A 14,145-nucleotide genomic window follows, 5' to 3' on the forward strand; every position below is an offset into this window, starting at 1 on the left:
ACCCCCCTGGGCGACGCCGCCCCGGCAGCGCTTCGCATATCATCGGGTTTTACATTGAGGGGCGCGCATGGGTGAAGTCGGGGTTGTGCTGGCCATGCTGGTGGCGGTGGTGGCGAGCGGCTACCTGGTACGGGTGCTGCCGGTCGCCCTTCCCCTGCCCCTGGTCCAGATCGGACTGGGCGTCCTCATCGCCAGCATGGGCTGGCATCCGGTGCGGCTCGATCCACACACCTTCTTCATCCTGTTCCTGCCGCCGCTGCTGTTCCTGGACGGCTGGCGCATCCCCAAGGTCGGGCTGTTCCGCGACAAGAACGTGATCCTGGAACTCGCGCTCGGCCTGGTGCTGTTCACGGTGGTCGGCGCCGGCTTCCTGATCCACTGGCTGATCCCCGAACTGCCGCTGGCCGTGTCCTTCGCGCTGGCCGCCATCCTGGCGCCGACCGATCCGGTGGCGGTCGGCTCGATCGCGGCGCGGGTGCCGATCCCGCCGCGCCTGATGCACATCCTGGAAGGCGAATCCCTGCTCAACGATGCCAGCGGCCTGGTGTGCTTCCGCTTCGCGGTGGCGGCCGCCCTCACCGGGACCTTCTCGCTGTCGAACGCCGCGCTCACCTTCCTGTGGGTGGCGCTGGCCGGCATCGCCTCGGGCGTGCTGGTGACGCTGGCCATGGGCGGCCTGCAGCGCCTGCTGGCCAAGCGCTTCGGCGAGGAGCCCGGCGCCCCGATCCTGCTCAACCTGCTGCTGCCCTTCGGCGCCTACCTGGTGGCCGAGCACATCGGCGCTTCGGGCATCCTGGCTGCGGTCGCCGCCGGCGTCACGATGAGCTACGTGGAGCTCAGCGGACGGGCACTGGCCACTACCCGGGTGCGCCGTAACGTGGTCTGGGATACCGTGCAGTTCGCACTGAACGGCGTGATGTTCGTGCTGCTGGGCGAACAGTTGCCCGCGATTGTGCAAAATGCCGTGCGCGCCGCGGCAAACGGCCCGGACCTGGCGGTGCCGCGCGACTTCTGGTGGCTGGCGGGGCATGCGCTGGCGATCAGCTTCGGACTGATCGTGCTGCGCCTGGTGTGGGTCTGGGTCTCGCTGCGGCTGTCCATGGCGGCGGCGCGGCGCCAGGGGCGTGCCGGTATCATGCCGCGCAAGCGCCTGATCCTGGCCACCTCGCTGGCCGGGGTGCGCGGCGCCATCACCCTGGCGGGCATCCTCACCCTGCCGCTGGCGCTGCCGGGGGGCGAACCCTTCCCGGGACGCGACCTGGCGGTGTTCCTGGCCAGCGCCGTCATCGTCATTTCGCTGGTGGTGGCCAGCATCGGCCTGCCGCGCGTGCTGCACGGGCTGGAACTGCCGCCGGAAACCACGCTCGATGCCGAGGAGGACCAGGCGCGCGAGGCGGCCGCGCTGGCGGCGCTGGGCGCCATCGACAGCGCCGGCCCTCCCCATCCCTTCGACGAGAAGGATGCCGACATCCACGCCAGCGCCGCCGAGCAGGTGCGCGGCATGTACCAGCACCGGCTCGGCGGGGCCGGCGACAGCCACCATCCGGGCCGGGCGCGGGTGGCCGAGGAAGCGGAACGCCACTACCGGCTGGCCGCGCTGGCGGCGGAGAGAAAGGTGCTGCTGCGGATGGCGCGCAACGGGCAGATTTCCGACGAGACAGCGCGCCGCCTGGTGCGCGAGATCGACCTGGTCGAGGCGCGCTACCAGCCCACCCGCCAGCACTAGCACTACGTTAGCTCCCGTACGGCGCGGGTGCCGGCTTCGGCGTAGGATCGGGCAACCAGACTGGAAGGAAGCCCCATGCACAGCGAAGAAAACGGCAGCGCCGACAACCCGCTCAGCGATCCACCCGCGGCCGCGAAAGCCGTCGGCCTGCGCTACGTCCACGACGACCGCCCCGGCATCCGGCGCGAAAAGTCCGGCGACGGATTCCGCTACCTCGACGCCGGCGGCGACCCGCTCACCGACGCAGCAAGCCTTGCCCGCATCAAGTCGCTGGTGATTCCGCCGGCCTGGACGGATGTGTGGATCTGCCCGCAGGCCAACGGCCACCTGCAGGCCACCGGCCGCGACGCCAGGGGCCGCAAGCAGTACCGCTACCACCCGAAGTGGCGCGCCGTGCGCGACGAGGTGAAATACGAGCGCATGCTGAACTTCGGCCAGGCCTTGCCAGCTATCCGCAAGGAAGTCGACCGCGCCCTGTCCCTGCCCGGCATGCCGCGCGAGAAAATGCTGGCCACAATCGTCTACCTGCTCGAGGCGACCATGATGCGCGTCGGCAACGAGGAATATGCGCGCACCAACAAGTCGTTCGGCCTTACCACGCTACGCAACCGCCACGTCAAGGTCGACGGCAGCGACGTCGAGTTCCGCTTCCGCGGCAAGAGCGGCGTCTACCACAAGGTGCAGGTGCACGACCGCCGGGTGGCCCGCATCATCCGGCGCTCGCGCGACCTGCCTGGCCAGGAACTGTTCCAGTACGTGGACGACGCGGGCGAAACCCACAGCATCGACTCCAGCGACGTCAACGACTACCTGCGCTCGATCACCGGCGAGGACTACACCGCCAAGGATTTCCGCACCTGGTCGGGCACCGTGCTGGCCGCCCTGGCCCTGCAGGAGTTCGAGAAGTTCGATTCCGAGGCCCAGGCCAAGAAGAACATCGTGCGTGCGATCGAGTCGGTGGCCGAGAAGCTCGGCAATACACCCTCGGTCTGCCGCAAGTGCTACGTGCACCCGGTCGTGCTCGACGCCTACCTCGACGGCGCGGTGCTGGAAACCCTGCGCGAGCGCACCGAGCAGGAACTGATGGAAGACCTGCACGCCCTGCAGCCGGAAGAAGCCGCGGTGCTGGCCATGCTGCAGCAGCGCCTGCGCCACGAACAGGAACAGGAGCAGAAGCGCGCCACGGCCGTACCTGGAAAGACCGACAAACCCAAGCGCGCACCGCGCCGCCGCAGCGCGCCCCAAGCCATGAGAGGAGCAGCATGAAGGAGCAGTCAGGATGGTCGATCGAGCAGGTCGCGGCTTTCGAGCACCAGGTGACCGGCGTCTCGGTCTCCGAGAACAACCGGATCTTCGTGAATTTCCCGCGCTGGACCGAAGACAGCGCGCTGTCGGTGGCCGAAGTCGGCAAGGACGGCAGCCTGCGCCCCTACCCGGACGAGGAATGGAACGCCTGGCGCAACGCGCGCAAGGATGAACTGCCGCCCGACCGGCACTGGGTATGCGTGCAGAGCATCGTGGCCGACGGCCGCGGCAGCCTGTGGGTGCTGGATCCGGCCGCGCCTGCGCAGGCCCACCTGGTCTCCGGTGGCGCCAAGCTGGTGCAGATCGACCTGGCCACCGACCGGGTCAGCCGCAGCATCGCCTTCGACGAGGAGGCGGCCCCGCAGGGCTCCTACCTGAACGACGTGCGCTTCTCGAACGACGGCAAACATGCCTTCATCACCGATTCGGGCGTGGTCGGGGCGATCCTGGTCGTCGATCTTGCCAGCGGCAAGACGGTGCGCCTGCTCGACGGCCATCCGTCCACCCAGATGAAGAAGGGGCTGAACGTGAAGGCCGACGGCAAGGAGCTGCGCCGGCCGGACGGGCGCGGCGTCGAATTTTCGGCCGACGGCATCGCCTTGTCCGATGACGGCCAGTGGCTGTACTGGCAGGCGATCAAGGGCGATACCCTGTACCGCATCGCCACGTCAAGCCTGCTGGGTGCGGGCATGCAGGGGCAGGACGTGGGCGGCGAAGTCGAGGAGTTCGGCAAGAACGGCGTGTCGGACGGCCTCCTGATCCCGCGCGGGACCAACCGGATGCTGCTCAGCGCCGTCGAGGACGATGCGGTGAAAGTGCGCGACCTCGACGCCGGGCCCGGCGGCCAGCCGGAGATCCTGGTGCAGGACAAGCGCCTGCGCTGGCCGGACACGTTTACCCAGGGCCCGGACGGCACCGTTTACGTGACCACCTCGCACATCCAGGATTCGGCCTTCTTCAAGCCGGATGCGCTGCCTGCCCTGCCGACCCAGCTATGGAAGCTGGTCGGCGGACAGTTCTAGGACCTATCTGATGTAGTAGCCGGAGACTTTCCAGCTGCCGTCAGGCTCGCGCATCGGCACCACGGTTTCGACGCCGGCCTTGTTGGCGAACTCGGTCTGGTACTGGATCACGACGTACTCGCCCGCGGGGGCGTTGGGAAGGCTCGTGGTGTGATGGGCGCGCAAGAAACTGCGCGAGCGCACGGCGCCATATGGCGCGCGCGTCTTGCGCATTGCTTCATTCCACTGCTGCTGCGTCACCAGGCTGCGAAAGCTCGCTGCGGTCCGGGACCAGCTGGCGGCATAGTCGCCTCCATCGACCAGGGGCAGCCAGGCTTCGGCCGCGACGGCGGCGGCCTGCGTCGACGTGGCGGATTCCTGCGCGATTGCAGGCTGCACGCATACTGCAAGGCTCAATACGGCGGCGGCAAACTTCATGGCGATCTCCGGTTGTGGCTGGTAGCGGTACCACCAGCTTACCGGATCATCTTCGCAACAATGTCTCGCATTGTTGCATCTAGCTCAAGCTATCTTGGCCTGGAATTCCGAAGAAGCGATATCGGCCAGGTCGCACAGCGCCTGCAGTTCCGCCGAACGCAGGCGGCGCGGTTCGCGGTCGATCACGCACAGCGTCCCCATCGGCAGGCCGGAACGGTCGCGCAGCGGCACGCCGGCATAGAAGCGGATGTGCGGCTCGGCCAGCACCAGCGGGTTCTCGCGGAAGCGCTCGTCGGTGGCGGCGTCTTCGACCATGAAGGGCGCATCCTGCAGGATGGCGTGCGAGCAGAAGGCCCATTCGCGCGGCGTCTCCTGCGGCCCCAGGCCGACGCGCGCCTTGAACCATTGGCGGCGCGCGGTCAGCAGCGACACCAGGGCGATCGGCGAGGCCGTGACAGTGGCCGCCAGGCGCACGATGCGGTTGAAGCGCTCTTCCTGCGGGCTGTCGACCAGCCTGGACGCCGCGAGCGCCGCCAGGCGGCGCGGCTCGTCGGCGATGGTCGGGTATGCCTCGTCCCCCTGCAACAGGAATTCCGGATCGGTCGGTGCCTGCACCAGCGTTTCGCCGGAAAGCGCGCCCGACAAGGGTCCTGCACGGTCCAGCATGGCCTGGATCGTACTTTGACGGGTACGCCGATGGCCCCCCGGGGTTTTCCACGACGGGATGGCGCCGCTCTCCATCCATAACTGAACGGTGCTGGTTGCGACGCCCAGCATGCGCGCCGCGGCACTGGTGGTGAGGATCGGGTCCTCTTCGGTGAACTTGCTCTGCATTAGCGGTCCTGGTTATCCCTTGAAGTATACCCGAAATGACGAAATCCCTCATTTAAAACACGCATTCCAGAGATGAGTTTCAGATATACACAATTAACTCAAATTCAGTTGCACTTAAGAAATTATACATACATACTCTTGCGCAATTTAATCATATTCAATTATTCAGTTACTAACTTTTCGTTCATTTACCTGAGAAGACCATCATGCACTTCTTCCAACGCGCGGGCATTGCAACCAGGCTGAGCACGGCATTCGCCCTGATTTTGTCGCTCACTCTCATCCTCGCCGCGTTCTCGGTGTCACGCGTAAACAGCATCGAACGTGCACTGCACAGCTTCGACTCGGTCAGGAACAGCGAACTCGAACCCCTGTACGCCGCGCGCGAAGCCCTGGCCCAGACCGGCATTGCGGCGCGCAATGCCTACATCTTCCAGGACGAAGCCGCGGCCCGGCGCGAGCTCGACCTCGTCGACGCGCGCAAGGCCGAGTACCTGGCCGCCCTCGCCCGCCTCGACCCGGTCCTGCGCGACAACCCGCAGTACGGCAAGGTGCGCGACGGCATGCTGACGATGGCGCGCGAGCTGGAACGGCCGCGCGCCTATCGGGCGAGCGGCGACATGGAAGGCTTCGGCCGCTTCCTGGTCGAGGAATGCAGCCCGCTGCGCCGGAGCATCGTGGCCGACATCGACGTCTGCTCAAGGGATTGCAGGCGCGTACCGCCGAGGCCGTCCAGCTTGCCAAGGCCGAGGCTGCGGGCACGCGCTACTGGATTACCGGCCTGAGCATGCTGGCCGTGGTCCTGTGCGTGCTGGTGGCGCTGCTGCTGGTGCGCAGCCTGCTGGCCCAGCTCGGCGGCGAACCGGCCTACGCCGCCCGCGTGGCGCGCGCCATCGCCGGCGGCGAGCTGCACCAGGCGGTGGACACGGCCCGCGCCCCGCCGTCCAGCCTGCTGTATGCGATGAGCGCGATGCGCGACGGCTTGAGCGGCATCGTCGGCAAGGTCCGCGGCGGCACCGACGCGATCGCCTCGGCATCCATCCAGATCGCTTCGGGCAATCTCGACCTGTCGACCCGCACCGAGACCCAGGCCGCCGCGCTGGCCGAGGTGGCGAGCTCGATGAAGCAGCTGATCGAGTCGGTGCGCCGGAACGCCGAGTACGCGGCGCAGGCCAGCCGGCTGGCCGGCACCGCGTCAAACATCTCGGTCAAGGGCGGCGCGGCGGTGGAGGAAGTGGTCACCACGATGCAGCTGATCGACAGCTCCTCGAAGAAGATCGTCGACATCATCGCGGTCATCGACGGTATCGCCTTCCAGACCAATATCCTGGCGCTGAACGCTGCGGTCGAGGCGGCGCGCGCCGGCGAGCAAGGGCGTGGATTCGCCGTGGTGGCGAGCGAGGTGCGCAACCTGGCGCAGCGCTCCGCCGCGGCCGCCAAGGAGATCAAGGCGCTGATCGAGGACTCGGTGAGCAAGGTCGGCCTGGGCGCGGCGCTGGTGGGCGAAGCCGGCGAGACGATCCGCCAGGTGGTCGACGGCGTGCACCGCGTCACCGACATCATGGGCCACATCAGCAGCGCGACCGGCGCCCAGCGCGCCGACATCGAACGCGTGGACGACGCCATTGCGCGCCTGGACGAGATGACGATCCAGAATGCGGCGCTGGTCGAACAGGCGGCAGCGGCGGCGCAGTCGCTGCGCCGGCAGGCGGCAGAGCTGGCGGCGGTGGTGGATACCTTCCAGCTCGAAGAGGAAGGGTCTTCGGCGCGCCGGCCGGCGCGCCCGTGATCAGCCCGGGCCCGGGTGGTTGAACACCTGCCGCAGGTAGGCCAGGAAAGTCTCGTCGGTGCACATCGACTTCCCCGGCGTATCCGACAGCTTGGCCACCGGCTGCCCGTTGCAGTGGGTGAGCTTCATCACGATGTTCAGCGCCTGGTAGGGCGTGTCGTTGGTGAGCTTGGTGCCGATGCCGAAGCCCAGCATGGTGCGGTCGGCAAAGTGGCGGTACAGGGCGAGCGCCTTGGGCACCGTGAGCGCGTCCGAGAACACCAGGCGCTTGCTGCGCGCATCGATGCGCAGCCTGGCGTAGTGCGCCAGGGCCTTCTCGCCCCACTCGACCGGATCGCCCGAATCGTGGCGCAGGCCGTCGAACAGCTTGGCGAAATACAGGTCGAAGTCGCGCAGGAAGGCGTCCATGCCGACCACGTCGGTGAGCGCGGTGCCGAGGTCGCCCCGGTATTCCTGCACCCAGTCTTCCAGCGCCGCCTTCTGGAAATCGCGCAGGCGCACCCCGAAGGCCTGGTAGGCCTGCAGGTACTCGTGCGCCATGGTCCCGATCGGCACCAGGTTGTACTTGTGCGCCAGGTAGACGTTCGAGGTGCCCTTGAAGAACTGCGGCAGCTCGCGCGCCATGGTCTGCACCACCTCGTCGTGCCACTCGCCGGAAAAGCGCCGGCGCACGCCGAAGTCGAAGAACTCGAAAGGCGTGGCGCGCAGCGGCTCCTCCTCGAAAGCGCGCAATTCGTCGATCTTCTGCTGCAGGCGCAGCCGCGCCTCGAGGATCGCGGCCTGCTGGTCGAAGCGGCGGAAGTACAGCTCGTTGACGATGTAGAGCACGAAGATCTCGAAGCCCATCACGTGCACCAGCGGACCGGTGGCGCGGATGCGCAGGTGCGGGCCGTCGGTCTCGACCTGGATGAACTTGCGCTGGAAGCGGAACAGCGTGAGGAAGTCGGCGAAGTCGCTCTTGATGAAGCGCAGGCTGCGCAGGTAGGCGACTTCGTGGTCTTCGAACAGCATCGAGCACAGGTGGTCGAGCTCGCGCTCTACGTCATCCTTGAGCTCGGCCAGCGGATAGGCCGGCTGGTTCCGGCACAGGAATTCGTATTCGCCGATCGCGTCCGGGTGGCTGTGCAGCAGCGCCTGCCACATGGTGAACTTGTACAGGTCGGTCTCTAGCAGGCTGCGAACGACGGGCTTCATCGGGCTCCTTCAGGCGGTGGCGGGATTTTTCTTGGTGCGCTTCTTCGGCGCCAGCATGGTGCCGGTGCAGCCGGGCGTGCCGCAGCGGCAGGCGAACAGCTTCTTGAGGGCCGGCGTATGGCGCTCGTCGTAGATCAGCGCGTAATTGTAGTTCAGCTCTTCGCCGGGCGCGATGTCGCGCATCGCGTGGATGTAGACCTTCCCTTCGTCCTCGAAGGCTTCGCAGTTGGGCGAGCAGGCGTGGTTGATCCAGCGCGCCGCGTTGCCGTGGCTGCCGCCATCGATCACGCGGCCGTCCGCCAGCGTGAAGTAGAAGGTGTGGTTGATCGGTCCGCCTGCCTCGGCCGCGCGCCGGGTCGCCTCGTCCCAGCTGATGCGCTCGCCCCGGTATTCGATGATGCGCTCGCCGGCGCCGATCGGCTTGAGCGCGAACACGCCGTTGCCGTGGACGGGAGACTTCCTGACTTCATAGGCCTTGGCGGCGGCGGTGCGGGCTCTGGTGCTCATCGGGTCCTTGTGTGATCGTCACGGCGGCGGCGCCGCCGGAGTTGCATGTCGAGCACGTATTATGGAGCCAATCGCTGCTGCGATGCCGCACATTTTGATGCGCCGCGGCGCGGTCAGGCCGGCGCCGGCGCCTGCGGATCGCAGGGCAGCATTCCGGCGCTGGACGCCAGCCGCTCCGCGCTCCAGCCGTTGCCGAGCAGGATCATCCGGATATGGAAATCGTCGCCCAGGCAGGGCGCGGCGCCTGGCGCCTGCTGGCGCAGCTTCTTGTCGCGCAGCGCTACGTACAGCAATTCGCGCCGCCGCGCCAGCGACAGCCAGAGCGCATGGGCGCCGGCCGACTGCCGCGCGCCGCTGATCAGGCAGTTCCCGCCCTGCAGCCACCAGCGGTAGATCGCGGTCGCGATCCCCTTGCGCTGGTAGGGAGGCGCAAACTTGGAATGCGGCGCGCGCAGGTAGCGGTCGGCGCGCCGGTCCAGCTCGACCAGGCGGTTGAACACCGTGTAGCCCGCCAGGCGGCGCAGCTGGAGGTCTTCCGCATACACGTAATGCTCGCCGTCGGCCTCACGGTGGCGGAACACCAGCCCGGGATATTCGCCGGGCGCCACCGGCACGGTGGCCATCCCGTGCAGCCGGTGGCCGGGGCGCTGCATGCGGCGGTACAGTTCATCGAGCTCGCGCCCCAGGTCGTCGGGGCGATGCACCACGTCGATCCGCAGTTCCGCGGGACGCTGCCAGGCCCAGCCGAAGCCGGGCGCCAGGATCATGCTAGCCATCGGCAGCTCCGCAGCGCGGCACCCAATGGCCGCTCAGCAGTTGGCGTGGCCGTTCGCTCGCGTGCACCTGCGCGCTGCAGTCCCAGCGGTCCTGCTGGATCGCCAGACCGGCGAACACGCCGTAGCCTTCCCCGGCGCGGATCTCTTCGCCGGCCGTCAGGCTTTCGCCGGCCCGGATCGCCCCCGCGGCGGCGAGGGCGCCGTTGGCCTTGATGCCCCAGGCGGCCTCGAGATGCCCGCCGCTCTCGATGCTGCCGCCCGATTCGATGCCGCGGCCGGCGCGGATGTCCGCCTGCCCCGTGATCGCGCCGCCCGCGCGGATGCCCTGCTCGCAGCGCGCCGGGCCGCCCAGCACGATCTCGTGTCCCGCGCTGCATTCGCCATCGAGGGACAGCGTGCCGCCGCAGGCGATGTCCCAGCCGGCGCGCAGGGAGCCGGCCACGCGCATGTCGCCCAGCACATGGATGCCCCAGCCGGCGTCGACGCCGCCCCCGGCCTTCAGCGTGCCGGCGCACTGGATGCCGCCGCCGGCGCGGATGTCGTCGCCGCCTTCGATCGACTGGCCGGCGCGGATGCCGCCGCCGGTGCGGATGGCGCCGCCGGTCCGGAGCACGGTGTCGATCTCGATGTTGCCCTTCACCTCGAGCGAGCCGGCAAACACCAGGGCCTCGGCCTCGATCGCGTCGACCGTCATCACCGCCGAGGTCGGGCCGAACTGGGCCAGCAGCCAGCAGGCGTCGTCCACCCGTCCGGCGGCGACCAGGGCGTCGAGCAGGGGCTGGTAGTCGCTGCCCTGCGCGTGGTGTTGCAGGAACCAGCGGAAGCCTTCCGTACAGGGACGCTTCGTCTTGATGAAATTCTTGTTCAGATCCATGTGATTCTCTTCGTGCATAGGACGGCCGGCCGCGCTGCGACAGCGCGCGGCCGGCGGCAGTATCGGTGAAATCGGCAGGGCTGCCTATTCGCCCGGGTCCGTACGGGAAACCCTTAGATTGCGCCTAGGCAGCGGGCGCCGGGCTGGCCGGCAGTGCCAGGATGTCGCAGTCGGAGCGGACCAGCGCCTCGCCGACCAGGCTGCGCAGGAATACGCGCCGCAGCCGCGCCGTCCGCTCGTTTGGCAGCACCAGGAGGTCGGGTTGCAGGCGCCGCTCCGCATACTGGAGCACGGTGGGCGCGTAGCCATGCTCGACGATGCGCACGACGCCGTCGGGAGCCCCCATGGCTTGCAGGGCGTCTTCGCGCTGTTGCTGGACCAAGGCCTCGATCCGGTCTTCGCCGGCGCCGGAGGCGCGCAGCCGGTTCTCGCCCTTGCGATCGAGCGCCGCCAGCAGCACGATCTCGGCCCCGGGCGCGACGCCGCCGAGGTGCGCGAGCGTCTCGCTCACGGAAACCGCGGGGTCGACCAGCACCAGGGCGCGCCGATAGGCATGCGCGGCGTCGCGCCTGACCATCAGCACCGGGTGTGCGGCGCCCTGCGCGATGCCTGGTGCGAGGCGCAAGCCATGGCGGCCCGGGCCCCAGGCCCGGTAGGCCTCGACCACGCTCAGGCGCGCCTGGCCGAAGCGCTTGCACAGCTCGGCCCCGCTGCGCGGCGAGCCGCGCTGGGCTTCGACCTCGAACAGGAATCCGGTCTGGCGCTCGACCAGCTGGGCGAGCTGCTCCAGGCGTTCGCGCTGGTGCCGCGCGCAGGCCTCGGCGCTCATGCCGCGCACCAGATGCTGGAGACCGTAATGATGGAAGTGCACCAGCAGGCCCCGCTCTCCACGCTGCTGCGCGAGGCAGGCGGCGCGGCGCGCCACCTGCACGGTCCGGTCGGACCATTCGGCCGCAACCAGCGTCCAGTCGCGCGCCGCGCCCTCCTTCGTCATCTCCATCGGTCCTCCAGGGCGCCCAGTGCGCTCCCTGCGCATCGACGGCTGCCCGACGCCTCCAGTATAATGAGGCGCCGGTGCCACCACATCCGCAGCCCGCGTAAGGGAAGCCCTTAGCCTGGCGCGCCCGACACGACGGGGCGCATCCGAGGAATCCGCCATGTTCGATCTCCGTGCCGTCCGCGCCGCCTGGCTCGGCGGTGCTTTCTGCCTTGCCTATGTCGCCCTGGACGTGACCAGCGGTCCCGAGGCGCGCCACCAGACCATCGCCCCGGTCTGGCACCCCGCGGCGGGCCTGGCGCTGTTCCTGGTCCTGCGCTGCGGGCGTCGGGCGGCCCTGCCACTGGTCCTGGCCGCCCTGCTGGCGGCCGCGATCACCCCGGCCCTGCCGGCGCGGCCGGCATTCTCGCTCCTTATCGGGCTGCTGCCTCCGGCCATCTACCTGGCCGTGGGCACGGCAATGCGCCGCCACCTGCCCGGCAGCGCCTTCCATGCCAGCCACCAGGGCCTGCTGCTGTGGGCGGTGTTCGCCACCATCGGCAGCCTGGCCGGCGCCCTCGCCTACGCCAGCATGCTGCACGGGCCGGAGGTGTTCGCCACGCGCGGTTGGCTGGACGTGGTGGCGCGCTACGCGATCGCCGAGACGGCGGGCATGCTGGTGGTGGTGCCGATCTGCCAGTTCCTGCTCGACGAGGAGCTGCGCGCGGCCTACCTCGGCCGGATCCTGCGCTGGGAAACCGCCGCCTACATCGCCCTGATGGCCGCGGTGCTGGCGGTCGCGCTGCAGCGGCCCGCGCCGGAATCGCTGGCCTACTACCTCCTGATCCTGCCGCTGGCCTGGTCGGCCGCGCGCCAGGGCATGGCCGGCGCGGTCACGGCCGCCCTGGTGCTCGAGATCGGCGTCACCGTGGCCTCGCTGCGCCCGATCGCCTATGCCGCCCAGATGCCGAACGTGCAGATGCTGGTGCTCACCCTGACCCTGTCCGGCTTCCTGATCGGCATCGCCGTCGACGTCGCGCGCCGCGCCAGCCATGAGCTACGCCATTCGCTGCGGCTGGCGGCGGCCGGCGAGATGGCAGGCGCGGTCGCGCATGAACTGAACCAGCCGCTGACCGCCCTGTCGATGTACGGCAGAGCCTGCGAGCGCCTGATGGCGCGCGGCGACAGCGAGGAACTGCTGCAGAAGACCATCCGCGCCATGGTCGCGGAATCGCAGCGCGCCTCGGAGGTGCTCAAGCGCCTGCGCGAGTTCTTCCGTACCGGGACCACCTCGCTCGCGCCGGTGGCCCTGCCCGCGCTGGTGGGCGACATGCTCGCGTCCTTCGCCGACCAGGCGGCCCGGGAAGGCGTGCGCCTGGAAGCGGGGCCGCTGCCCGACGCCTGCGTGCTGGGCGACCGGGTGCAGCTCGAGATCGTGCTGCGCAACCTGCTGTCGAACGCCATTCACGCGGTGGCCTCGATGCCGGCGGGCGTCGAACGCCGGATCGCGCTGGACGCCGGCGTGGAGGGCGACTCGGTATGGATCCGCATCGCCGACAACGGCCCGGGCATCGCCGACAAGATCCGGGCGCGCCTGTTCGAACCCTTCATTTCGCTGAAATCCAGCGGCCTGGGCCTGGGACTGGCGATCAGCCGCGCCATCATCGAGACCCACGGCGGCGCACTCAGCGTCGAACCGGGGCGCCACGCCATCCTGAGAATCACCCTGCCGGCCCACACCGGGGACGGCGAAAGGACCTAGTCACATGAACCGCAACCAGACCGTGTACATCGTCGACGACGATGCCGCCGTGCGCGACGCGCTCGGCCTGCTGCTGAGCCTGCATGGCTACCGGACTGCTTTCTTCTCCGACGCGGATTCGTTCCTGCGCGCGTGGACGAGCGAGGCCGGCGGATGCCTGCTGCTCGACATCCGCATGCCGGGAATGGATGGATTGAGCCTGCAGAAGAAGCTGCGCGAACTGGGCAGCCGCCTGCCGGTCCTGATCATCACCGGCCATGGCGACGTGCATTCGGCGCGCGAAGCGTTCCGCTCGGAAGCCGTGGATTTCCTGGAGAAGCCGCTGCAGGAAGGGCCGCTGGTCGCGGCCGTCGAAGAAGCGCTGGCGCGGGCGGCGCAGCCGGGCGCCGGCCAGGCTTCGCCCGAGTACCTGAAACGCCACGCCAGCCTGACCCCGCGCGAACGCGAGGTGATGGAGCTGGTCGTGGCGGGGCGGCACAACCGCGAGATCGCCGAAGAACTCGGGATCAGCGTGCGCACCGTGGAAGTGCACAAGTCGCGGGTGATGGAGAAACTGCAGGTGGATTCGATCGCGGACCTGGTCCGCCAGCACCTGCAGAACCCGATCGGATAGTCAGGCCGCGCGCAGCGCCTCGCCCTGCGCGGCAGGCGGCGCGCCGCCCGGCTGTGCGACGGCGACCTCGCCGAACAGCAGCTGCCCGGCCAGCAACGCCGCCAGGGCGGCGGCCATGGCCTTGAGCACCGTGCGCCGCCATTGCGCATTGCGCTCCAACAGGTGCTTCGCCAGGCGCCGCTTGCTGCGCCGCTCCATGCGCTGTTCCATCCGCTGCTTGGCGCGCAGCGCCGCATCCCGGCCAAACAATCCCGGTCGATACATTGACATTCCGTCCTCCAGTTCGCCCCTGCTGCGGGGCATTCATCATGTCGCGGCGCCTGGGCCGCGGGTCGTCGTCGCAAGGGGGC

General features: G+C 68.9%; 15 protein-coding genes. 7 read left to right on the forward strand and 8 right to left on the reverse strand.

The window, feature by feature from the left end:
- Positions 1–67: 67 nt before the first annotated feature.
- From YWC_RS0100175 to YWC_RS27685, 3 genes are all read left to right on the forward strand, one after another.
- Entirely contained in the window at positions 68–1,726 is a 1,659-nt protein-coding gene (locus tag YWC_RS0100175) for a Na+/H+ antiporter (protein ID WP_027863571.1), read from the forward strand.
- Between the two features lie 75 nt (positions 1,727–1,801).
- Positions 1,802–2,992, forward strand: a complete 1,191-nt coding sequence (locus YWC_RS0100180) for a DNA topoisomerase IB (protein ID WP_027863572.1) — start codon at positions 1,802–1,804, stop codon at positions 2,990–2,992.
- A complete protein-coding gene (locus YWC_RS27685; RefSeq protein ID WP_036212444.1) occupies positions 2,989–4,053 on the forward strand; it encodes an L-dopachrome tautomerase-related protein in 1,065 nt (354 codons plus the stop codon). Before YWC_RS0100180 ends, YWC_RS27685 begins: the two co-directional genes overlap by 4 nt.
- A gap of 3 nt (positions 4,054–4,056) precedes the next feature.
- On the opposite strand, the gene YWC_RS0100190 is transcribed toward YWC_RS27685, so the two are convergent.
- Both YWC_RS0100190 and YWC_RS0100195 read right to left on the reverse strand, forming a co-directional pair.
- A complete protein-coding gene (locus YWC_RS0100190) occupies positions 4,057–4,470 on the reverse strand; it encodes a DUF4019 domain-containing protein (RefSeq protein ID WP_027863573.1) in 414 nt (137 codons plus the stop codon).
- Positions 4,471–4,554: 84 nt separating this feature from the next.
- A complete protein-coding gene (locus YWC_RS0100195) occupies positions 4,555–5,304 on the reverse strand; it encodes a GAF domain-containing protein (RefSeq protein WP_027863574.1) in 750 nt (249 codons plus the stop codon).
- 206 nt (positions 5,305–5,510) lie between these two features.
- Here YWC_RS0100195 and YWC_RS34095 point away from each other — a divergent pair, with 206 nt between their 5' ends.
- A complete protein-coding gene (locus tag YWC_RS34095; RefSeq protein ID WP_307174966.1) occupies positions 5,511–6,089 on the forward strand; it encodes a hypothetical protein in 579 nt (192 codons plus the stop codon).
- The gene (locus YWC_RS27690; protein WP_307174969.1) at positions 6,011–7,093 is read left to right on the forward strand and encodes a methyl-accepting chemotaxis protein; all 1,083 of its coding nucleotides are present in this window, start codon (positions 6,011–6,013) and stop codon (positions 7,091–7,093) included. Before YWC_RS34095 ends, YWC_RS27690 begins: the two co-directional genes overlap by 79 nt.
- Here YWC_RS27690 and pncB read toward each other — a convergent pair whose 3' ends face one another.
- The 5 genes from pncB to YWC_RS0100225 all read right to left on the reverse strand — a co-directional run bounded on the left by pncB (position 7,094) and on the right by YWC_RS0100225 (position 11,444).
- Positions 7,094–8,287, reverse strand: coding sequence for a nicotinate phosphoribosyltransferase (gene pncB, locus YWC_RS0100205; protein ID WP_027863575.1), 1,194 nt, complete (start codon positions 8,285–8,287; stop codon positions 7,094–7,096).
- Between the two features lie 9 nt (positions 8,288–8,296).
- Positions 8,297–8,794 carry an SET domain-containing protein gene (locus YWC_RS0100210; protein ID WP_027863576.1) on the reverse strand — a complete coding sequence of 166 codons (498 nt, stop codon included), beginning with the start codon at positions 8,792–8,794 and terminating at the stop codon, positions 8,297–8,299.
- A 113-nt stretch (positions 8,795–8,907) separates the two neighbouring features.
- Positions 8,908–9,570 carry a hypothetical protein gene (locus tag YWC_RS0100215; RefSeq protein WP_027863577.1) on the reverse strand — a complete coding sequence of 221 codons (663 nt, stop codon included), beginning with the start codon at positions 9,568–9,570 and terminating at the stop codon, positions 8,908–8,910.
- The gene (locus YWC_RS0100220) at positions 9,563–10,444 is read right to left on the reverse strand and encodes a hypothetical protein (protein WP_027863578.1); all 882 of its coding nucleotides are present in this window, start codon (positions 10,442–10,444) and stop codon (positions 9,563–9,565) included. The genes YWC_RS0100215 and YWC_RS0100220 overlap by 8 nt, the downstream gene beginning before the upstream one ends.
- A gap of 124 nt (positions 10,445–10,568) precedes the next feature.
- Complete coding sequence (locus YWC_RS0100225; protein ID WP_027863579.1) at positions 10,569–11,444, reverse strand: universal stress protein; 876 nt, start codon at positions 11,442–11,444, stop codon at positions 10,569–10,571.
- Between the two features lie 157 nt (positions 11,445–11,601).
- Between YWC_RS0100225 and YWC_RS27695 the strand changes: the two genes are divergently transcribed.
- A complete protein-coding gene (locus YWC_RS27695; protein WP_051306101.1) occupies positions 11,602–13,182 on the forward strand; it encodes an ATP-binding protein in 1,581 nt (526 codons plus the stop codon).
- A 4-nt stretch (positions 13,183–13,186) separates the two neighbouring features.
- Complete coding sequence (locus tag YWC_RS0100235) at positions 13,187–13,795, forward strand: response regulator transcription factor (protein WP_027863580.1); 609 nt, start codon at positions 13,187–13,189, stop codon at positions 13,793–13,795.
- Here YWC_RS0100235 and YWC_RS0100240 read toward each other — a convergent pair whose 3' ends face one another.
- Positions 13,796–14,065 carry a hypothetical protein gene (locus YWC_RS0100240; RefSeq protein WP_156923412.1) on the reverse strand — a complete coding sequence of 90 codons (270 nt, stop codon included), beginning with the start codon at positions 14,063–14,065 and terminating at the stop codon, positions 13,796–13,798.
- Positions 14,066–14,145: the final 80 nt, after the last annotated feature.

Source organism: Massilia alkalitolerans DSM 17462, from assembly GCF_000427785.1.
GTDB classification, from domain to species: domain Bacteria; phylum Pseudomonadota; class Gammaproteobacteria; order Burkholderiales; family Burkholderiaceae_D; genus Telluria; species Telluria alkalitolerans.